This is a genomic window from Pseudomonas sp. P179 (assembly GCF_000478485.2).
Lineage (GTDB): Bacteria > Pseudomonadota > Gammaproteobacteria > Pseudomonadales > Pseudomonadaceae > Pseudomonas > Pseudomonas aeruginosa.
The window spans coordinates 2,359,045-2,379,267 of sequence record NZ_KI517354.1 but is presented as its reverse complement, the minus strand read 5'-3'; the positions used below and the strand labels follow the sequence as shown (position 1 = coordinate 2,379,267).

The 20,223-nt window shown below is 68.6% G+C and carries 19 protein-coding genes; 6 read left to right on the top strand and 13 right to left on the bottom strand.

What is annotated here, in order from left to right:
* Window positions 1-147 precede the first annotated feature (147 nt).
* On the bottom strand, window positions 148-1,536 hold the full coding sequence (piv, locus tag HMPREF1224_RS23555) for a protease IV (protein WP_003101348.1): 1,389 nt from the start codon (window positions 1,534-1,536) through the stop codon (window positions 148-150).
* 534 nt (window positions 1,537-2,070) lie between these two features.
* The gene (locus tag HMPREF1224_RS23550; RefSeq protein WP_003101343.1) at window positions 2,071-2,994 is read right to left on the bottom strand and encodes a LysR family transcriptional regulator; all 924 of its coding nucleotides are present in this window, start codon (window positions 2,992-2,994) and stop codon (window positions 2,071-2,073) included.
* A 139-nt stretch (window positions 2,995-3,133) separates the two neighbouring features.
* Here HMPREF1224_RS23550 and HMPREF1224_RS23545 point away from each other — a divergent pair, with 139 nt between their 5' ends.
* Window positions 3,134-3,532 (top strand): RidA family protein, encoded by a 399-nt coding sequence (locus tag HMPREF1224_RS23545; protein ID WP_003101334.1) that lies wholly within the window; start codon window positions 3,134-3,136, stop codon window positions 3,530-3,532.
* Window positions 3,533-3,563: 31 nt separating this feature from the next.
* Here the strand turns inward: HMPREF1224_RS23545 and xth are convergent, their stop codons facing one another.
* From xth to HMPREF1224_RS23530, 3 genes are all read right to left on the bottom strand, one after another.
* Window positions 3,564-4,364: an exodeoxyribonuclease III gene (xth, locus tag HMPREF1224_RS23540; protein ID WP_010793452.1), complete on the bottom strand. Its 801-nt coding sequence runs from the start codon at window positions 4,362-4,364 to the stop codon at window positions 3,564-3,566.
* A 22-nt stretch (window positions 4,365-4,386) separates the two neighbouring features.
* Window positions 4,387-4,950, bottom strand: coding sequence for a type 1 glutamine amidotransferase (locus tag HMPREF1224_RS23535; protein ID WP_003118177.1), 564 nt, complete (start codon window positions 4,948-4,950; stop codon window positions 4,387-4,389).
* Window positions 4,951-5,085: 135 nt separating this feature from the next.
* Complete coding sequence (locus HMPREF1224_RS23530) at window positions 5,086-6,018, bottom strand: NAD(P)/FAD-dependent oxidoreductase (RefSeq protein WP_019395972.1); 933 nt, start codon at window positions 6,016-6,018, stop codon at window positions 5,086-5,088.
* Between the two features lie 80 nt (window positions 6,019-6,098).
* Here HMPREF1224_RS23530 and HMPREF1224_RS23525 point away from each other — a divergent pair, with 80 nt between their 5' ends.
* The gene (locus HMPREF1224_RS23525) at window positions 6,099-6,527 is read left to right on the top strand and encodes an Rrf2 family transcriptional regulator (RefSeq protein WP_003115857.1); all 429 of its coding nucleotides are present in this window, start codon (window positions 6,099-6,101) and stop codon (window positions 6,525-6,527) included.
* Window positions 6,528-6,591: 64 nt separating this feature from the next.
* Here HMPREF1224_RS23525 and HMPREF1224_RS23520 read toward each other — a convergent pair whose 3' ends face one another.
* Window positions 6,592-9,000, bottom strand: a complete 2,409-nt coding sequence (locus HMPREF1224_RS23520) for a TonB-dependent siderophore receptor (protein WP_010793450.1) — start codon at window positions 8,998-9,000, stop codon at window positions 6,592-6,594.
* 342 nt (window positions 9,001-9,342) lie between these two features.
* Between HMPREF1224_RS23520 and dkgB the strand changes: the two genes are divergently transcribed.
* Window positions 9,343-10,161: a 2,5-didehydrogluconate reductase DkgB gene (gene dkgB / locus HMPREF1224_RS23515; RefSeq protein ID WP_003118179.1), complete on the top strand. Its 819-nt coding sequence runs from the start codon at window positions 9,343-9,345 to the stop codon at window positions 10,159-10,161.
* A 49-nt stretch (window positions 10,162-10,210) separates the two neighbouring features.
* On the opposite strand, the gene HMPREF1224_RS23510 is transcribed toward dkgB, so the two are convergent.
* Complete coding sequence (locus tag HMPREF1224_RS23510) at window positions 10,211-10,669, bottom strand: GNAT family N-acetyltransferase (protein ID WP_003159290.1); 459 nt, start codon at window positions 10,667-10,669, stop codon at window positions 10,211-10,213.
* A gap of 131 nt (window positions 10,670-10,800) precedes the next feature.
* Here HMPREF1224_RS23510 and HMPREF1224_RS23505 point away from each other — a divergent pair, with 131 nt between their 5' ends.
* Window positions 10,801-12,291, top strand: coding sequence for a MocR-like pyridoxine biosynthesis transcription factor PdxR (locus HMPREF1224_RS23505; protein WP_010793449.1), 1,491 nt, complete (start codon window positions 10,801-10,803; stop codon window positions 12,289-12,291).
* A 15-nt stretch (window positions 12,292-12,306) separates the two neighbouring features.
* On the opposite strand, the gene HMPREF1224_RS23500 is transcribed toward HMPREF1224_RS23505, so the two are convergent.
* Both HMPREF1224_RS23500 and HMPREF1224_RS23495 read right to left on the bottom strand, forming a co-directional pair.
* Window positions 12,307-12,633 carry a gamma-glutamylcyclotransferase family protein gene (locus HMPREF1224_RS23500; protein WP_010793448.1) on the bottom strand — a complete coding sequence of 109 codons (327 nt, stop codon included), beginning with the start codon at window positions 12,631-12,633 and terminating at the stop codon, window positions 12,307-12,309.
* Between the two features lie 61 nt (window positions 12,634-12,694).
* The gene (locus tag HMPREF1224_RS23495; RefSeq protein ID WP_003101313.1) at window positions 12,695-14,404 is read right to left on the bottom strand and encodes an amidase; all 1,710 of its coding nucleotides are present in this window, start codon (window positions 14,402-14,404) and stop codon (window positions 12,695-12,697) included.
* Window positions 14,405-14,708: 304 nt separating this feature from the next.
* Here HMPREF1224_RS23495 and HMPREF1224_RS23490 point away from each other — a divergent pair, with 304 nt between their 5' ends.
* Window positions 14,709-15,425 (top strand): SDR family oxidoreductase, encoded by a 717-nt coding sequence (locus HMPREF1224_RS23490; RefSeq protein ID WP_003101310.1) that lies wholly within the window; start codon window positions 14,709-14,711, stop codon window positions 15,423-15,425.
* 9 nt (window positions 15,426-15,434) lie between these two features.
* Here HMPREF1224_RS23490 and HMPREF1224_RS23485 read toward each other — a convergent pair whose 3' ends face one another.
* Genes HMPREF1224_RS23485 through fepB form a run of 3 tightly spaced genes read right to left on the bottom strand, consistent with a single transcriptional unit; the run spans window position 15,435 to window position 18,421 of the window.
* Entirely contained in the window at window positions 15,435-16,466 is a 1,032-nt protein-coding gene (locus HMPREF1224_RS23485; protein ID WP_003119001.1) for a FecCD family ABC transporter permease, read from the bottom strand.
* A complete protein-coding gene (locus tag HMPREF1224_RS23480; RefSeq protein WP_003118181.1) occupies window positions 16,463-17,485 on the bottom strand; it encodes a FecCD family ABC transporter permease in 1,023 nt (340 codons plus the stop codon). The genes HMPREF1224_RS23485 and HMPREF1224_RS23480 overlap by 4 nt, the downstream gene beginning before the upstream one ends.
* A 30-nt stretch (window positions 17,486-17,515) precedes the next feature.
* A complete protein-coding gene (fepB, locus tag HMPREF1224_RS23475; protein ID WP_003093531.1) occupies window positions 17,516-18,421 on the bottom strand; it encodes a Fe2+-enterobactin ABC transporter substrate-binding protein in 906 nt (301 codons plus the stop codon).
* Window positions 18,422-18,547: 126 nt separating this feature from the next.
* Between fepB and HMPREF1224_RS23470 the strand changes: the two genes are divergently transcribed.
* The gene (locus HMPREF1224_RS23470) at window positions 18,548-19,345 is read left to right on the top strand and encodes an ABC transporter ATP-binding protein (RefSeq protein ID WP_003093530.1); all 798 of its coding nucleotides are present in this window, start codon (window positions 18,548-18,550) and stop codon (window positions 19,343-19,345) included.
* Between the two features lie 6 nt (window positions 19,346-19,351).
* On the opposite strand, the gene HMPREF1224_RS23465 is transcribed toward HMPREF1224_RS23470, so the two are convergent.
* Window positions 19,352-20,140, bottom strand: coding sequence for an IclR family transcriptional regulator (locus HMPREF1224_RS23465; RefSeq protein WP_003119004.1), 789 nt, complete (start codon window positions 20,138-20,140; stop codon window positions 19,352-19,354).
* Window positions 20,141-20,223 lie beyond the last annotated feature (83 nt).

Below are 20,223 nucleotides of genomic sequence, written 5' to 3'. Positions count from 1 at the left end.
ATAAACGGCGGATAACGCCGTTGGCGTTATGCGCCCTACCTGTCCCGGACGACGAAAGAAGCCGCACTTCCAGGCGCCAATCCGGGCGTAGGGCGAATAACCGCTGCGCGGTTATCCGCCGGTGCGCGATCGATAGCCTGGCTGGCCTCAGGGCGCGAAGTAGCGGGAGATCTGCGAATAGACGCCGCTGAAATCGGAGAAGTAGTCATTGCGCTGTGAGGTGGGCGCGCCGCAGTACGAGGGGCCGCCGTACAGGCCACCGCGCAGCTGGTAGGAGCCGTCGCCGGCGACGGTCAGCAGGCCCGAGCCGGACGAGCCGCCTTCGACCACCGCCGACGGCCAGTCGACGCGGGTCAGGGCGGTATGCCCGTCGTAGGTGACGCCCACTGCCGATACGTTGCCCTGCGAGTACTTCTTGGCGTCGCCGCGCGGATGGTGGATGTCATGGCCGAGCGAGCCGTTGGCGATCGGCGTGGCGCTCCAGCCCTGGTAGAACACGCCGGCCGGCGGAGTGCGCTTGAGTTCCAGCAGCAGGGTGTCGCGCTTTGCGTCGCGGTGCAGGATATTCGCCCCGCCGGTCAGCACGGTGACGCTCTGGTTGATGGTCGAGGCGTCGCCGTAGCACTGGGTGGTGTTGTAGAACCAGATGGTCTGCAGCGTCGCGGCGGTGGCCTGGTCCTCGATGCAGTGCGCGGCCGACCAGAACAACTGGCGCTTGGGCGAGTTGCCGTTGTTCAGCAGGGTGCCGGTGCAGATGTAGCTGCCGCCGTCCGCCGAGCTGGTGAAGACCATCTTCGCCACCGCTGCGGTGGCGTTGTCGTAGGCCCGTGTGCCGCTCTGGGTCGCGCAGACCGCATCCACCTCGCAGCTGCCGCTGGCGCCGAAGCCGTCGCGGTAGCCGGCCTTGTACAGGGAGTCGGCGAAATACGATACCTGGGGTACCGACAGGCGCAGGTCGCCCGGTTGCAGGTTGGCCGGCAGCACCAGTTCGACGGTCAGGGTATCGCCCTCGATGACCGGGCTCCAGTAGGGACGGTTGACCGAGAGGTCCTTGCCGCTGGCCTCGAATATTTCCTTGCCGGCGCCGGCGAAGTGCAGCAGCACGTCGTCGGGCAGCGAGCCGCTGCGGGTTTCCAGGCGAATCGCGGCGCGCAGGCTGGCGGCACCCGCAGCGCTGATCGGGAAGCGCGCGGTGTGGCGCCCGTCCGGAGTGTCGATCCATTCGAGGGTTGTCAGGTCGATTTCCGGAGTCGCCGTTTTCAGGCCCACGCCCACTTGCAGCGGCGTACCCGGTTTCGGCGCCAGCGGCGCGGCGCGGGCCACGCGGCGGGCGGGGGGCGCGGCGAAGTGGATGCCGGCCGCCGAGATCGCCGCGTTGGGGTTGGCGAAGCGGGCGTGACCGGTGCTCGCCGGGGAGGCCTGGAGCACGGCGACGTCGCCAGCCATCTCGCTCGCACCGGGCGCCGCCAAGGCCTGGCTCGCGCCGGCAGCCAACGCCAGAACCAGGCATGCATTCAGGTACGTTCTCTTATGCATGAATCGACTCCTTCAGTTTTTTGGGAGGGCAACTTCCTCAATCGTTCGCGTGGCGAAAGATATGCAGGTGTGACGGAGTCGTTCAAATATTTTTTATATTCGTTTCTGCTAGCTATTAAATATGAAGAAGCGTTTGTGGATAGCAGAATAGATAGCTATTTCCTTCACTTGCCATTGATGTTGGATTGCTCTCTCTACCAACTAAAGTTTGGTCTGGAGTGGCTCTGCAGAGCCTTCGGTTTGCTTCAGAGAGGTGCAGGATGTAGTGCATGAGTGCTTTACTGGTGCAGCTGTCGATGTGATCGGGTTAACGAAATCCTGATTTTCAAGTTATCCGGTTTGACCACTGCCGAATATAAGGCTGGGTGAATCTTCCATTCACCGCTCGGAAACCGTTCCGATGTTGGCTTGGTTGAATTCCAGGATATCCGGCTTATGGTCGTATAAGTCATCTCTATAATCGCGGGGCATATATAGAGCCCTGGCCGCTTACCATTACTCCAGGGTTTTCCAGGATACGCCGCCGCCCTTGTTTCAGAGCGGCGGATGCAACGGCGGCGCATGCCGCGCGATCAGTTCGGCGACCCACTCGATGAACACCCGCAGCTTGCCGCTGACGTGGCGGTTCGGCGGGAACGCCAGGTACAGCGGCATCGGCTCCAGGCTCCAGTCCTCGAACAGCGGCAGCAGCTCGCCGCGGGCGAGGGGCTCGCGCGCCATGTAGTGCGGCAGCCAGAGGATGCCCAGGCCGGCCAGCCCGGCCGCCAGGTAGGCGTTGCCGTCGTCCACCGCCAGCACATGACGGCCCGCCACCCGCAGGCATTCCTCGCCCCTGCGCATGGCGTAGGGCAGGGCCTTGCCGGTGCGCGCCCAGAGGAAGCCGACGATACGCTGGTGGCTGTCCTCCAGTTCGCGCGGGTGGCTCGGCACGCCGGCGCGCTGCAAGTAGGCCGGTGCCGCGTAGACCCCCAGTTGCAGGTCGCCGACCCGCCGCGCCATCAGCGACTGGTCGCGCAGTTCGCCGCCGCGGATGACGCAATCGACGTTCTCGTCGATCAGGTCGACGAGCCGATCGCTCACGCCCAGGTCGATCTGGATCTCCGGATAGCGCGCATGGAACTCGGGCAACGCCGGGATCAGCAGCAGCCGCGCCAGCGGGCTCGGTACGTCGATCCGGAGACGCCCGCGGGGCGCCAGGGCGGCGCTGGAGAGGCTGGTCTCGGCATCGTCCAGTTCCGCCAGCAGACGTACCACCCGCTCGTAGTAGGCGGCGCCGTCGGCGGTCAGGTTGAGCTTGCGCGTGGTGCGGTTGAGCAGGCGTACCCGCAGCCGCGCTTCCAGTTGCTGGACCAACTGGGTGACGCTGGTGCGGCTCATGTGCAGCGTCTCCGCCGCCTTGGTGAAGCTGCCGGTATCCACCACACGGGCAAAGGCCTGCATCGCATCGAAACGGTCCATCGGGACTCCGGGTCGTCGGGGATTGTTTGGATTCTACAAACAGTCATGGCCAGGGTTGCGCGTTTATCCACGGCGCGCACGACCTTACCGTTCTTCCATCGACGATGACGGGGCCGGAGCCCCAGGATGGAGGTATCGCATGACTGTACGCGACGTGGTTTTCCCCGCCGGCCGCCAGGCCCTCTACGAGCGCAACCGCTATTCCCCGGCGGTCCGCAGCGACGGCCTGCTGTTCGTCTCCGGCCAGGTCGGCAGCCGCGACGACGGCTCTCCCGAACCCGAGCTGGAGACCCAGGTCCGCCGCGCCTTCGACAATCTGAATGCGGTGCTCGCCGCGGCCGGTTGCGGGTTCGACGATGTGCTCGACGTCACCGTGTTCATGGTCGACGCCGAGGCCAACTTCGAGCGCATCTGGAAGATCGTCCCGGAGTACTGGGGCGAGGCGCCGTACCCCACGCTGACGGCGGTGGGGGTGAACTGGCTGTATGGCTTCAGCTTCGAGATCAAGGTGGTGGCGAGGTTGCCGGAGGGGCGGTGAGAGCCGATGCGCAGTGCCGGGGCCAGCTCGGCTAGCGCCGGGGCTCTGAGGGACGCCGCAGGCTTACCCAGGCCGGCGCGTGGTCGCTGGCGTGCTCCTCGCCGCGCACCCAGCGATCCACCCCGGCGTCTTCCAGGTGGTCCGCCAGGCTGGCGCTGAGCAGCAGGTGGTCGATGCGCAGCCCGGCGTCGCGTTGCCAGTGCTGGCGGAAGTAGTCCCAGAAGGTATAGAGGCGCCGGTCGGGGAAACGCTGGCGTAGCGCGTCCACCCAGCCCTGCCGCAGGAGGCGCTCGAAGCACTCGCGGGACTCCGGCTGGAGCAGGGCGTCCTTTTTCCAGGAGCGGGTGTCGTAGATATCGAAGTCGCTGGGCACCACGTTGAAGTCGCCGGCCAGCACCACCGGATGGCCGCTCTCCATCAGCTCGGCGGCGTGTCGGATGAGGTGCTCGAACCAGGCCAGCTTGTAGTCGAACTTCGGTCCCGGCTGGGGATTGCCATTGGGCAGGTACAGGCTGGCCACCAGCAGGCCGTCGATGGCCGCTTCGAGGTAGCGGCTGTGGGGATCGCTGGCGTTGCCCGGCAGGCCGCGGCGTACCTCCAGCGGCTGGCTGTCGCGGGCGAGGATGGCGACGCCGTTCCACGCCGACTGGCCCTGCCAGATCGCGCCGTATCCGGCCTTCTCCAGCGCCGCGGCGGGGAAGCGCGCGTCGGGCGTTTTCAGTTCCTGCAGGCAGACGATGTCCGGCGCTTCCCGCTCCAGCCAGGCCAGCAGCGCGGCCAGCCGGGTCTGGATGCCGTTGACGTTGAAGGTGGCGATCTTCAGGGTGTCCACCGGTCGCCTCCGCGAATGACGATCAGGCGGCCGCCTGCAGGGCTTCGCCGATGGCTTCGTTGAACGCCTGCAAGTCACCCGGGTTGCGCGAGGTGATCAGGGTCCAGCCGTTCGCCGGGCAGACTTTCACCCGCGTGTCGACCCAGTCCGCGCCGGCGTTGGTCAGGTCGATACGCACGCTGGAATAGGAGGTCAGGGTCTTGCCGCGGGCGACACCCGCGTCGATCAGCAGCCAGGGGCCGTGGCAGATGGCGGCGACCGTCTTGCCTGCGTCGCTGAATTCCCTGACCAGGCGCCGGGCCTCGCTGTCCTGGCGTAGGGTGTCGGCATTCACCGTGCCGCCGGGGACCAGCAGCAAGTCGTAGTCCTCGGCGCGCAGGCCTTGCAGCCTGGCGTCGGAATTGACGATCAGGTCCTTCTCGCTGTCGTGCACCCAGGTCTGCGCTTCGCCGCCCTCGATGGTCGCGTGGGTGACCGTGGCGCCCTGTTGCTTCAGGGTCTTCAGCGGTTCGAGCAGCTCGTCGCGCTCGATGCCGGTGTTGGCGGTGATGACCAGGACGTTCTTGCCTTGCAGCTTCGCGCTCATGGTTTTCTCCTCTGCTGGGGCGCCCGTGGCGGGCGCCGTGGCGTGACATGCAGGAGAGTGGAAAGCTGGAGCGCCGGGGAGTTCGAAAGATTTGCCGGGCGGTGGGCCGGATCCTTGGCCTGTCAGCCTCCGGCGTCAGCGGAACAGCAGCGAATGATGCGCCGCGCCACCGGTGCGCGCGCCGTCGCCCACCGCGATGGCGACGTTGCCGGCCGCCAGCGCCGCGTCGCCGCAGGCGAAGACGCCGGGAACGCTGGTTTCGCGCATGCCGTCGGTCCTGATGAACGGCCCGCTCGGGCCGTCCTCGAACTCGCAGCCGAGCAACGCCGCCAGCGGGCTGGCCATGCGCGTACGCGGCTGGGTGAACAACCCCGCGAGCGTCATCGTGCGGCCACTGGCCAGGGTCACGTCGGCGCGCGCGCCGCCCAGCGCGACCACGGCTTCGCGCTCGATCGTCACGCCGCGCCGGTCCAGCCTGGACATTTGCTCGGCATCCGGTTCGAAGACGCCGTTGAGGAAAAAGGTGGTCGCTCCCCAGTCGGGCAACATCAGGGCGTGGTGGATGGCCAGCGGTGAGGCCGCCAGTACGCCAATCGGCCCGCCGTCCAGTTCGTAGCCGTGGCAATACGGGCAATGGAACACGTGCCGTCCCCAGCGCTCGGCAAGACCGGGGATCTCCGGCAGCTCGTCGGCGACCCCGCTGGCGAGGATCAGCCGGCGCGCGGTGAAGCGTTCTCCGTTGGCGGCCTTCACCACGAAACCGTCCGCCTCCTTCTTCGCCGCGACGGCGGCTTCGGACAGCCACTCGACGCTGGGATAGGCCAGCAACTGCGCGCGGGCGTCATCGACGATGGCCGCCGGATCGCGGCCATCCTGGCCGAGAAAGCCGTGGGAGGCCCGGGCGAAGCGGTTGCGCCGCAGGCCCGTGTCCATCACCAGCACCCTGCGCCGCGCCCGCGCCAGTTGCATGCCCGCGGAGATGCCGGCGTAGCTGCCGCCCACGATGATCACGTCGAAAGTCATGGCGTATCTCCCATTCGGATAGTCACGCAACAACGTAAGTTTCATGATCGGCGTTTGTCAACGCTCTCGTAACTTTTTCTGTAGCGAGACATACTCATGGTCTTTCCGTCACGAGCCCGCCGTTCATGAGAAACGACACCCGCCTCTCGCGCATGCTCCATGTGCTGATCCATATGGCCCGCCACGAAGGGCCGGCGACGTCCGAAGCCATCGGGCAGATGCTCGGCACCAACCCGGTGGTGGTGCGACGGACCATGGCGCTGCTGAAGAACGAAGGCTACGTGAGTTCGGAGAAGGGCCATCGCGGCGGTTGGCGGCTGGCCAAGCCGTTGGCGGACATCACCTTGCTGGATATCCACCAGGCGCTGGGAGCGTCCTCGATCTTCGCCATCGGCCTGTCTACCGATCATCCGGAATGCCTGGTCGAGCAGGCGGTCAACGAAGCGCTCGGCGAGGCGTTCGAGGCGGCGCAGGCGTTGCTCCTGGAGCGCCTGGGGAGCGTCACGCTGGAGCAGTTGGCGAGCGAGTTCGAGCGCCGCTATCGGCCCTGCTGAGGCGCCTCGAAGGGCCGTTCGGACACCGCCGCCGCGCCTGCGGAGGCACGCCGGCGGTCCGGGATCAGAGCGAGTACTTCACCGTGAACATCAGGTTGCGCGGCTCGCCGTAGTTGAGGTTGCCGAAGTCGATGCCGCTGTAATAGTACTTGTCGAACAGGTTGTTGAAGTTCAGCCGCGTGTCGATCCGTTCGTTGACCTTGTAGCCGAGCATGGCGTTGACCACGGTGTAGCCGCCCTGCTGGAAACCGGTGCTGCTGTCCTCGGTCTTGCTCTGGGTGGCCAGGTCGCCGCCGACGCGCCATTTGTGCAGTTCGCCGGGTAGCGTATAGCTGGTGGCGAGCTTGAACAGGTGGCGTGGCTTGGCCGCGTCGAATGGCTTGCCCTCGTTGGCCTTGTTGCTGTCGTGCTTGTACTTGGCGTCGACGTAGGTATAGCCGGCCATCATCTGCCAGTCGTCGCTCAGCGCACCGCTCAGCTCCAGGTCGACGCCCTGGCTGCGGACCTTGCCCGAAGCGCGCGAGCAATAGCGCGAGGTGGGGCTGAAGGGGCATGGCGAGGGGCCGCCGACGTCCTCGGTGGCGCGGTTTTCCTGGTCGATCTGGAACAGCGCGATCTGCGAATTGAGCGCGCCGCCGAAGTGTTCGCCCTTCAGGCCGATCTCGTAGTTCTTGCCGGTGATCGGGTCGAGCAGGCCGCCGCCGGCGTCGAAGTTGCTCTGCGGCTTGAAGATGTCGGTATAGCTGGCGTAGACCGAGTAGGTCTGGTTCAGGTCGTAGATCACCCCGGCATAGCGGGTGACGTTGCGGGTGACCTTGTAGCTGTCGGTATCGGCGTCGGCCTTGTACCAGTCCAGGCGCCCGCCGAGGATCACTTTCAGCGGGTCGGCGAGGTTCAACCGGGTGGTGAGGTAGGCGCCTTTCTGTTCCTGGTCGAGCTTCATGCCCCACAGGCTGGTGTTCAGCCTCGGCTTGAGAGTCGAGCTCGGGTCCCACTGGGTCGGGTCCATCGGCCCGGTGGGGGTGCCGTCCTTGTTGAACAGGCTGCCCCAGCCGCCGTGGCCGTCGAAGCGTTCCTGGCGATAGCTGGCGCCGACCACCAGCTCGTGCTCGCGGCCGAGCAACTGGAAGGGACCGTTGGCATAGGCGTCATAGCTGTCGTGGTCGTCGGTGTAGCTGTAGTCGCCGGGGTTCTGGGTCATGCTGGCGCAGCCGGTGGTCGAGTAGTAGCAGTCGTTGTACAGCCCGAGCATGTTGATTCGCGCCCACAGCTTGTCGGCGGCCAGCTTCATCTGCCAACCGTTGGCGAAGCGGTGGGTCAGGTCGCTGAACAGGTGGGTGGTGTCGGTATCCCAGTAGGACCAGTCGGCGCCGTAATAGGACGAGCGCTTGAGGTCCAGGTGGCGGCCGCCCAGCGGGCTGGGCAGGCCTACCCAGTTGTCGTTGCGGTTGTCGTTCTGGTTCGAGGCGCCGATGGCGAAGGTGGTGTCCGGGCTCAGGTCGGCTTCGGCGATCCCGTAGAACACGCCGCGTTCGCTGCTGACGTGGTCCTGGAAGCTGTTGCCTTTCTGGTAGGCGACCACCGCGCGGCCGCGCAGGGTTCCTTCGCTGTTCAGCGGGCCGGAAACGTCGGCCTCGCTGCGATAGCGGTCCCAGGTGCCGACGCTGCCTTGCAGGGAGGCGCGGAAGTCCTGGGTCGGACGCTTGCGCACCATGTTGATCGCCGCCGCCGGGTTGCCTGCGCCCTGCATCAGTCCGGTGGCGCCGCGCACCACTTCGACGCGGTCGAACATGGCCAGGTCGGCGGCGGAAATGACGTCCTGGGTATAGGTGGAAATGCTCGTCGGCAGGCCGTCGTACATGATGTTGTCGACGTCGAAGCCGCGCGCCGCGTACTTCACCCGGGCCGGCCCGTACTGTTGCACGGTGAGGCCGGTGACGCCCTTCACCGCGTCGTTGAGGTCGCGCATGCCCTGGTCGTCCATGCGCTGGCGGGTGACCACGCTGACCGACTGAGGGGTCTCGCGGATCGACATCGCCAGCTTGGTCGAGGTGCGCATCGCCCGCGTGGTGTAGGAGCCGCTGTCTTCGGTGATGGCGGTGGTGGCCGGGTCCTGGGTGGCGACCACGCTGAGCGCGCCGAGGTCGACGCTGTCGCCGGGGGCGATGCCGGCACCTGTCGCCGCGGCCTCGACCCAGGCGTCGCCGCCCCGAACCTCCCCGCTCAGTCCGGAACCTGCGAGCAGACGCTGCAGTGCCTCGCTTGGCTCCAGCTTGCCGCGTAGGGCCGGTGCGCGCCGGTCGGCCACGGCCGCGCGGTCGAAACGGATGCGCAGGCCGCTGGCGCCCTGCAATTGCTCGAGGGATGCGGCCAGGGGCTGGGCGGGAAGGTCAAGGGCGATGGGAGCGGCCTGGGCGGCCAGGGAAAGCGAGGAGAGACCGAGCAATAACGCACTGGAAACGACGTGTTTCATCTGCAGTGTCCTGGATGGCGGCGCAGGCAGGCCGTTGGCGCGACCGGCTGCGTTTCTTGTTTATGTGGGAAACCGGCGTAGGAATTCGCGGCGGGGCAAGTGTATGTAAATGTAAAAATGGAGTAAATGATAGAGATTATCGTTATCAGTAGTATTCGCAGGAATCCGATGAACTGCGTCCTGCCAGCGGCTGACGAGGATTTCCGCTGGATACCTCCCGTGAAGGCCGTCTGGATTCGTGACTCCAGCGCAAATGAATTTGCTCGATTCGGGTCTTAATCGAAGAGAAGTAAGCCGCCACACTGCGCTTCATTCGAGCCATCCCGCCCACGGAGCGCAGCCATGTCGTCCACCATCCACCCCCTCCCGTCCTTCGGTCTCGGCACCTTCCGCCTTACTGGCCAGGTCGTCGTCGACTCGGTGCGCAGCGCCCTCGAACTGGGCTATCGCGCCATCGATACCGCGCAGATCTACGGCAACGAGGCGGATATCGGCCGCGCGATCGCCGAGAGCGGCGTACCGCGTTCCGAGCTGTTCCTCACCACCAAGGTCTGGGTCGACAACTACGCCCGCGAAAAGCTGCTCGCCAGCCTGCGCGAGAGTCTGGAGAAACTGCGCACCGACCGGTTGGACCTGGTCCTGATCCATTGGCCGGCACCCGGCAACGGCGTCGAGCTGGCGGAGTACATGGCGGCGCTGGCGGAAGCCAAGTCCCTGGGCCTGACCCGGCGGATCGGCGTCTCCAACTTCAACATCGAACTGACCCGCCAGGCCATCGCCGCGGTCGGTGCGGGCGAGATATCCACCAACCAGATCGAACTCAGCCCTTACTTGCAGAACCGCGCGCTGACCGCCTACCTCGAGGAGCAGGGCATCGCGGTCACCTCGTACATGACCCTGGCCTACGGCAAGGTGCTGAAGGACCCGACGCTGGCCGGGATAGCCGCCAGGCACCGGGCCACGGTCGCCCAGGTGGCGCTGGCCTGGGCGATGCAACTGGGCTACGCGGTGATTCCGTCCTCGACCCGCCGCGAGAACCTCGCCAGCAACCTGCTGGCGCGCGACCTGCGCCTGGACGCCGAGGACATGGCGCGCATCGCCGGCCTCGAGCGTAACGGCCGCGAGGTCAGTCCGCAGGGCCTGGCGCCGGCCTGGGACTGAGAACCGCGTCGAGGGTCCGCCGCGCCGAGGCTCCGGTCGCGCGGCCGGTTCAGAGCTCGATGCGGTATTCGATCACCCCCGGCTTGTCCGCCACCCAGTCGTACAGGCGCTGCGCCCTGTGGTTGCTTTCCTGGGTATGCCAGTAGAGCCGCGCGCAGCGACGTTCCTCGGCCTGCCGGCGGACGTACTCGATCAACTGCTTGCCGATCTGCTGGCCGCGCACGTCGGGCGAGACATAGAGGTCTTCCAGGTAGCAGACGTCCTGTGCCGCCCAGGTCGAGCGGTGGTAGAGGAAGTTGACGATGCCATGCAGGCGGCTACCGTCGGTGGCCACGGCGCAGTGCATCGGTTCGCCCTCGTCGAAGAAGCGCCGCCAGGTGGCCTCGGTGGCCTGTGCCGAGAGTTCGACTTCATAGAACGCCTGGTAGGCCTTCCAGTATTCGAGCCACTGCTCGAAGTCCTCGTGTGCCACGGGGCGTACCGATACCAGTGTGTGCAGGGATTGCATCCAGTGCTTCCTTCTTTGGCTTGATGGGGCGATCCGGCGGAGGCCGGGACCGAGGGTCTTGACCCGGCTGTTTTTATAGCCGCCTAATGGCTTGCCATACCCCACCAATTAGATAATCGAGGGCAGACCATTTGTTCAGGCAGTCACTGCTCGAGTCGGTCAAGGCGCGCCTCCTCCATCCACAGCTCCAGGCCCTGCCGCTGCATGCGCGAATCCAGCGCGCGATCCGCCAACTGATCCTCGACGGTGCGCTGGCACCGGGCAATCCGTTGCCGGCCTCGCGGGCGCTGGCGCAGTCGTTGGGGGTATCCCGCGACACCGTCGAAGCGGCCTATTCGCACCTGCATGCCGAGGGCTTCATCGAGCGTCGGGTCGGCAGCGGCAGCGTGGTCGCCGCGGCTACCCGGCTGTCCCCCGGCCGGCGCGGCGCGGGCGCTCCACGACGGGGCGGCGGCGCGCCGCGACTGAGCCGGCGTGGCGAGGCGATGCAGGCTGGCGGCGGGGTTCGCGAGCAGCTCGTCCCGCGCCCCTTCGCTCCCGGCGTGCCGGAGACCCGCACCTTTCCCCTGTCGACCTGGGAGCGCCTGCAGCGCCAGGTCCTCAAGGAATACGGCGCGCGCGCCCTGACCCATGGCGACCCGCAGGGTGCCGAACCGCTGCGCCAGGCGATCGCCGACTACGTCAACCTGGAGCGTGGCGCACGGGCCACGGCCGACCGGGTACTGGTGCTGACCAGTTCGCAACAGGCGCTGGGTCTTTGCGCCAGCGTGCTGCTCGACGCCGGCGAGCGGATATTCGTCGAGGACCCGGCCTACTACGGCGCGCGCAAGGCCTTCGAGGCCGCAGGCCTGGAGTGCCTGCCGGTCCCGGTCGACGAACAGGGCCTGCGGCCCGAGCCGATCCTCGCCCAGCCGCAGGCGGCGCGGGCGCTGTGCCTGACCCCGTCGCACCATTACCCGACCGGCGTGACCCTGTCGCTGGAGCGCCGCCTGGCGCTGATCGAATGGGCGCAGCGGCAGCAGGCATGGATCATCGAGGACGACTACGACAGCGAGTTCCACTACGCCGGCCGGCCCACCGCCTGCGTGCAAGGCCTGGACGCCCACGAGCGGACGCTCTACATCGGCACGTTCACCAAGTCGCTGTTTCCCGGCCTGCGCATCGGCTACATGGTCCTGCCGCCGGCGCTGGTGGCGCCGATGACCGTCGCCCGCTCCCTGCAGGACGGGCACAACGCCTCGCTGGCGCAACTGACCCTGGCGCGCTTCATCGCCGGCGGCCATTTCGGCGCCTATGTGCGCGGCATGCGCAATCTCTACGGCGAGCGCCTGGGATTCCTCGCGGAGCGGGTGGGCAAGCGTCTGGGCGGCCTGGTCGAGCCGCGCGTGCCGGCCGGCGGGCTACAGATGCCCGGGCTGCTTTGCGCGGGAATCGACGAAACGCGCGCCATCGCGGCGGCATACCGCGCCGGTGTCGAGCTGGTCGGGCTCAGCACCCTGCATCTCGCCGCGCCACCGCGAGCGGGTTTCCTGATGGGCTTCGCCGCCTACACCACGGACGAGCTGGAGGCGGCGGTCGGGGTCCTCGCGAAGACCCTGCGCGGTTTGCGTGCGAATCCCTAGGCCGCCGGCAAGCGCTCAGTCGCGCAGGGCGTAGACGTAGGCATCGACCTGGGCGCCGTCGGCCAGCGTTACCCGGGTCGCCACGCGCCGGTATTCGGTGCCTTCGAATTCATCCAGCGCGGGCCAGTGCTCGGCGAGGCGGTCGGAGACGAACACATGGCCGTGGATTTCCTCGCCGTCGGCGTCGATCGCCAGGCCCGGAAAGCCCATCCCGGCGCCCCAGCCCTCTTCCAGCAGGTGACTGCGGAGGCTGGCCGCCTGCCATTGCCCGCCGATCTTCTGCATCAGGTGTTCGTTGGGACGGCCGGGGCCGAGGCTGCCGTAGACGAAGAGTCGCTGCATCGATAACTCCCTTGAACGGAAGAGCGTGGGCGCAAGACGCGAAGCCTTCCGCCCGCGCCTTTCACTTGCTTGCCAGCGGTGGAGTACGCGGCGGCACGATACGCCGCGAGCCGGTCGACTCGAAGGCCGCGGCGAAGCGCAGCAGCGCCGAGTCGTCGTAGGCGCGGCCGGCGAAGGTCAGGCCCACCGGCATGCCGATGTCGGCCATCACCCCCATCGGTACGGTGACCGTCGGCACGCCGAGGTGGCGGATGGCGAGGTTGCCGTTGGCGACCCAGACACCGTTGCTCCAGGCGATGTCGGCCGAGGCCGGGTTGACGTCGGCGTCCGCCGGGCCGACGTCGGCGACGGTGGGGAAGAGCACGGCGTCCAGGCGCAGGCGTCGCATCCACTCCTCGAGGTCGATCCGCCGGGTTTCCTCGAGGCCGCGCAGGCCATCGGGGAGGGTCGCGATCCGGTCCCAGGGCTTGATGCCGCGCTCGGCCATCCGCACGTATTCGTCCATGCCGGCGGCCAGGTCGCCCTCGCGGTTGGGCAGGGTGCCGGGGTCGTGGGGGAAGATCTGCGGGCCGTCGACATCCGCCAGGCGGTTCAGCTTCGGATCGCCATTGGCGCGCAGGAAGTCGTCGAAGCCCCAGGCCGAGAGTTCCCACAGCTCGTCGTGGAGGAATTCCTTCGACACCAGGCCGCGGTTGAACACGGTGGGCGCGCCGGGTCGGTCGCCTTCGCAGTTCGACACCAGCGGGAAGTCCACCTCGATCACTTCGGCGCCGGCGGCTTCCAGGGCCTTGCGCGCCTGTTCCCAGAGGGCGATGACCGAGGGCCGGGTATGGATGCGCTGGCCGGTCGGGCCGCCGATCCCGGGGGACTCGCTGGTGCCCGCATCGGGGTCGGCGTTGATGAACATGCGCGGCACGCCGAAGCGCTTGCCGGCCAGGGCCTCGGCGCCTGCGGCCAGGGCCGGGTAGCTCGCCGGGCGTACCTCGGAGGCCTTGGGGATCGGCACCCAGGGCTGCATGCGCCAGAGGTCGCCGCGAGTATCGGGATCGTCGGCGACCACTACGTCGAGGATTTCCAGCAGGTCGGCCATGCTCCGCGCATAGGGCACCACCACGTCCATGGTCGGCGTCAGCGGCCAGTTGCCGCGCACCGAGATCACCCCGCGCGAAGGGGTGTAGGCGCACAGGCCGTTGTTCGACGCCGGGCCGCGCCCGCTCGACCAGGTTTCCTCGGCCAGGCCGAAGGCGGCGAAGCTGGCCGCGGTGGCGGTGCCGGCGCCATTGGAGGACCCCGAGGCGAAGGGCGCGGTGAGGTAGGCGGCATTGTACGGGCTCTCCGCGCGGCCGTAGACGCCGCGCTGCATGCCGCCGTTGGCCATGGGCGGCATGTTGGTCTTGCCCAGGCAGATCGCCCCGGCGGCGCGCAGGCGCTCGACGGTGAAGGCATCGCGCTGGGCCACCAGGTCCTTGAACGCCGGGCTGCCGGAAGCCGCGGTGAGGCCCTTGACCAGGTAGCTGTCCTTGGCAGTGTAGGGAATGCCGTCCAGCGGACCGAGGGGCTCGCCACGCGCCCGGCGGGCGTCGGAGGCCTGCGCTTCGGCCAGCGCATCGGGATTGCGCACCACCACCGCGTTCAGCGCGGTGGGCGTGCCGGGTGCATCGTAGGCGTCGATCCGCGCCAGGTAGGCCTGGACCAGTTCGACCGCCGTGGTACGACCGGACTCGAGCGCGTCACGCAGCTCGGCGATGGAAACCTCGGTGACCTCGATCATGCTGTCACCGCCTGGCGAATGGAGACGGGGAGACCGTTAGCGACGCTCATCATCGTTCCTCTTGTTCTCTGCTTGCTGCGACGGGGGCCGCGAGGCGGCCGGGTCGATACAGGGGATGCAGTGTACATCCTGGCCGGCGCTCGCGGCTTCCCTGGCGGGGCGCGGCAACGGCCTCGCAGGTCCTGGCCAGTGTCTGGGGTTGCCGCCGAAGCGCGGCGTCGGAGAAAGTCCGCGGGCTGTCGCCGGCCGCCGGCGAGGCGTAAGGTGCGGCGTCGGGGGGACCATTTCACACAGGGGAATCGTCATGACGAATCATCGTACCGCGCTGGTCACCGGCGCCACCCGTGGCATCGGCCTGGCCCTGGCCAGGCGCTTGGCGGCCTCCGGCTGGAGTGTAGTGGGCATCGCCCGCCATGCGAGCGACGACTTTCCTGGACGTCTGCTGTGCTGCGACCTGGCCGATCCTGCGCAAACCGCCGAGACGCTGCGCGGATTGCTCTCGGAAAGCGCCGTGGATGCCTTGGTCAACAACGCCGGGATCGCCTTGCCGCAAAGCCTGGAGAACCTCGACCTGGCCGCTCTGCAACAGGTCTTCGACCTCAACGTGCGGGTCGCCGTGCAGCTTGCCCAGGCCTGCCTGCCGGGGCTCAAGCGTTCGCCGGCGGGCCGCATCGTCAACCTGTGCAGCCGGGCGATCCACGGCGCCCGCGAACGCACCGCCTACGCCGCGGCGAAGAGCGCGCTGGTCGGGGTGACTCGCACCTGGGCGCTGGAGCTGGCGCCGCTGGGCATCACGGTCAACGCGGTGGCGCCCGGGCCGATCGAGACCGAGCTGTTCCGCCAGACCCGCCCGGTCGGCGGCGAGGAGGAACGGCGGATTCTCTCGACCATCCCCATGCAGCGGCTCGGGCGGCCGGACGAAGTGGCCGCGCTGATCGAGTTCCTGCTCAGCGAGGGCGCTTCGTTCGTCACCGGCCAGGTGATCGGTGTCGACGGCGGCGGCAGCCTGGGCGGTCGTTGAGGCCGGGGCTCAGATCCGGCGGCTGCGCAGCAGTAGCCAGAGCAGGTAGAAACCGCCGAGCAGGCCGGTCATCAGGCCGATCGGCAGGTTGGCGACGTATGCCAGGCGCTGGCCGAGCAGGTCGGCGGCCAGCAGCAGGACCGCGCCCATCAATGCGCCGGACAGCAACGGCACCCCGGCCGAGCGGGTCAGGCGCCGGGCCAGTTGCGGGCCGGCCAGGGCGATGAAGGCGATGGGGCCGGCCGCGGCGGTGGCGATGGCGGTCATGCCGACGGCGACCAGGACCATCTGCAAGCGCACGCGCTCCACCGCCACGCCGAGCTGGGCGGCGCTGGCATCGCCCAGCTCCAGCACTTCCAGGCGACGACCGTGGTACAGCGCCAGCGGCACGCTGGCGAGCAGGCCCAGCGCTGCCGGGACGACGTGCGACCAGGTCCGGGTGTTCAGCGAGCCGGCCAGCCAGAGCTGGGCATACATCGCCTGGTCGAGGTTGCCGGTGACCAGCAGCAGGCTGTTCAGGCCCGACAGGCTGGCGCCGACACCGATGCCCACCAGCACCAGGCGGTAGCCGCCGGCGGTGGCGCCCCGGCGCGCCAGCAGCACCACCGCCAGCGCCGTGCAGAGGCCGGCGGCCAGCGCCGCCAGCGAGGTGGCCAGCGGGCCGGCATCGAACAGGATGATCTGCACGATGGCGCCGCTGGCGGCGCCGGTGGTGAAACCGATGACGTCGGGCGAGCCCAGCGGATTGCGCGAGATCGACTGGAAGATCGCCCCGGCCATGCCCAGCGCGGCGCCGACCAGGCAGGCGGTGAGCACCCGTGGCAGGCGCACGCGCTGGACGATGCGCTGGGCGGTGGGGTCCTGGCCCTGGCCGAGCAGGCTGGCGAACACCTCTGCCGGACCCAGCGCCAGGCTGCCGGTCCCCAGCAGCGCCGCCGCCAGCGCCAGTCCGACCCCCGCGAGGACCAGGCAGGCCAGCGCCGCCCGTGGCCGCCAACGCAGCGACAGGGAGCCCAGGCGCAGGGCGTGGAGACCGTTCACAGGCGGCTCAGGCGGAAGCGCCTGACCAGGACGATGAAGGCCGGTCCGCCGAGCAGCAAAGCGACGATTCCGGCGGCGATCTCCGCCGGCGCCGCCAGCAGCCGCCCGAGGATGTCGGCGCCGAGCAGCAGGCCGGCGGCGATCAGCGCCGAGAAAGGCAGGATCCAGCGCTGGTCCGGTCCGGCCAGCAGTCGCGCGAGGTGCGGGGCGACCAGGCCGACGAAGGCGATCGGCCCGGCCAGGGCGGTCGCCGCGCCGGCCAGCAGCATCACCGCCAGGCAGGCGAGCAGCCAGGTCAGGCGCAGGTCGACGCCGAGCGCCCGGCCGATCTCCTGGCCCAGGGCCAGGGCATTGAGCCTGGCGGCGAGGGCGAAGGCGGCGGCCAGCCCGGCGCCGATGGCCAGGCCCGGCCATCCGAGCAGGGCGAAGCCGCTGCCGGAAAGCGAGCCGGCGGCCCAGTGGCGGAAGCGGTCGAAGACTTCCGGCGGGGCGTTCAGCACGATGATCCCGGTCAGCGAGGCGAGCATCACTGACAAGCCGGCACCCGCCAGCACCAGGCGCACCGGGTTGGTGCCGGTCTCGCGGGCCTGGCCGAGAAGGAATACGGCGATGCCGGCCAGGCCGGCGCCGAGGAAGGCGCAACCGAGGTACTGGCCCATGCTCGCCAGGTCGAACAGCGCGACCCCGACGATCACCGCCAGCGCCGCGCCGGCGTTGATCCCCAGCAGGCCGGGTTCGGCCAGCGGATTGCGCGTCAGCGCCTGCATCAGCGCGCCGGCCACTCCCAGCGCCGCGCCGGCCAGCAGCGCCACCAGGGTGCGTGGCAGGCGCAGTTCGCGTACCACCAGGTGGCGATCATCGTGCGGATCGACGGCTTGCAGGGCGTCCAGTGTGACCGCCAGGGGCACCGGCCGCGAGCCCAGCGCCAGGCTGGCCAGGGCCGCCAGCGCGAGCAGCAGCGCGCCGGCGAGCAGGCCCCAGGCGCGCAGGCGCCGGCGGCGCATCGGGGACGCCTGCATGAGCGGACTTCCGGCGAACGGGCGCATGGCTCAGCGGAAATGGCGGGCGACGTTGTCGATCATCTGCCGTCCCGAGTAGTAGTCGATGCGGAAGGAACTGGGGCCCAGGGCGTACACGCGCTTTTCGCGGACCGCCGACAGGTTGGCCAGTACCGGGTCGGCGAGGAACGCCTGCACGTCGTCGTCGCTGGCGCCGAGCAGGAACACGCTGTCGCCGGCGATGGCGGCGGGCAGGTTTTCCCGCGAGATGAACTGGAAGTCCGAGGCGCGCGTCACCTTGCCCGCCAGCGCCTCCGGCAGTTCCGCCACCTGGAAGCCGAGGGCCTCGAGCAGGCGTGCCTGGGGGCTGGCCTGGCGGCCGATGGAATAGCTGCCGGCGATGTTGTAGCCGACCACGCTGACCGGGCCCTGCGGCGGCGCGATGGCCGCGGCGACTTCGGCGGTGTAGGCGTCGAAGCGCTGGATGGCGGCCTGCGCCTGGCGTTCCAAGCCGGTGTGCCGGCCCAGCTCGGTAGCCAGTTCCTGCCAGCTGTGTTTCGAGTAGTCGACCACCAGCGTCGGTACGCCCTGCGCCTCCAGCTCCGCACGGTATGGCGCGGCGCTGTCGGCGCCGGTGGCGGAGGCGACCAGCAGGTCCGGATCCTGGGCGATCACCGCTTCGATGTCGAAGCGCAGGTTGCGGTAGAGCACCTCGACGCCACGTTGGTCGGCGACCTTCGCCCATTGCGAGAAGAAGCCCTTGGCGTCGGTCAGGCGACTTGGCGTGGTGGCGGCGCTGGCCACCAGCGGTGCGTCCATCGCCAGCAGGATGCCGGTGACGCTCGGGGTGGTGGAGACGATCCGCGCCGGCTTCGGCTCCCCGGCCGCGGCGAGGGTGGCGAACAGGCTCAGGGCGAGGGCGAGTAACGGCAGGGCGGAGCGGCGGCGGGTCGGCATGAAGGCTGTTTTCGCTGTAGGGGACGCCGGGCGGACGGATTCATATGATAATGCTTCTCATACAGTCTATTCCATAATGTAGAATCGATTCCACATATTCGAGCCATTCTTATCCAGGAACCTCCCATGACCCATCGCCTGCACGCGGACGCCGTGACCTTGCGCCGCGACGCGCGGACCGTTTCGCGGAATCTCTCGCTGGCCATCCCCGAGGGTTCGTTCAGTGTGATCGTCGGGCCCAACGCCTGCGGCAAGTCGACCCTGCTGGCGGCATTGTCGCGCCTGTTGGCGCCGGCCGAGGGCCGGGTGGTGCTGGACGGCAGGGATATCCACAGCCTGCCGGGACGGGAAGTGGCGCGGCGTCTCGGCCTGCTGCCGCAGAGCGCGCTGGCGCCGGATGGCATCACGGTGGCCGAGCTGGTGGCGCGCGGGCGCTATCCGCACCAGTCGTTCCTGCGCCAGTGGTCGCCGGCGGATGAGCGCGCGGTAGCGGCGGCGTTACGCGCCACGCGGGTCGACGGCCTGGCCGAGCGACCGCTCGATGCGCTCTCCGGCGGCCAGCGGCAACGCGTGTGGATCGCCATGGTGCTGGCGCAGGAAACCCCGTTGCTGCTGCTCGACGAGCCAACCACCTACCTGGATATCGTCCACCAGATCGAATTGCTCGAACTGCTCGCCGAGCTGAATCGCCAGGGGCGCACCATCGTCGCCGTGCTGCACGACCTCAACCAGGCCTGCCGCTACGCCTCGCACCTGATCGCCATGCGTGACGGCGCGATCCTCGCCGAGGGCGCGCCGGCGCATATCTTCACCGAGCGTCTGGTGGAGGAGGTGTTCGGCTTGCGCTCGTTGATCATCGCCGACCCGGTCAGCGGCACGCCGCTGCTGGTGCCGCGCGGGATCGCCGCCGACGCGCCGGGCTGAGGTGGCTCAGCGCGGCGGCGGCCGCATGCCGGGGTGGAGTACCAGGCCACCGGTGGACTGGTTGACCTGCAGCGCCTCGTGGAACAGCGCGTCGCGGTCTTCCGCCGACTGCAACTGGCCGAGATCGGTCACCGTGGTCATGGCGCAGACGATCTCCTGCTGGGCGTCGAACACCGGCGCCGCCTGGCCGGTGACATTCGACAGCAGGTGGCTGGTCAGTTCGGCCCAGCAGCGCTCACGCACCTCGTCGAGCAGCGCGCGGCTCGGCGGGCTGCCGCGGAAGTGCGCCGGTTGCTGCTTGCGCGCGGCGTCGACCACGGCCTTCGGCAGGAAGGCCTGGAACACCAGGCCGCAAGCGGTATTGTCGATGGGCAGGATATCGCCCAGGGCCAGCGGGTTGATCGAGAAATAGGCGCTGCGGTACCAGCGCACCAGGGTCGGGCCGCGCTCGGTCCAGATCGCCACCCCGCCGCTGGCGGCATGCCGTTGGGCCAGGGCCTTCATGTGGCGGGCGGCGATATCCACCGCGTCGATCCGCTTCAGCGCGCCTATGCCGATGCTCAGCGCCGCCGGCCCGAGGTCGTAGAGACCGCTGAGCGGGTCCTGGCGGGCCAGGCCTTCCTTCACCAGGCTCTGCAGGTAGCGGTGCGCGGTGGAGCCGCCGGTGCCGGTGCGCCGGGCCACTTCGCCGAGGGCCAGCTCGCCTTCGGCGTTGGCCAGGGTCTTCAGGAAGCGCGCGGCGATGGACACCGACTGGATGGTGCCGGAGCGCTTTTCGCCCGGGGCGTCCGGCATCTCGTCCGCCGGGGGCTGCGAAGTATTCAACGGCTCGGTCTCCTCACCACGGTTGATCCATAGGCTTCGGTCCGCGCTGCGGT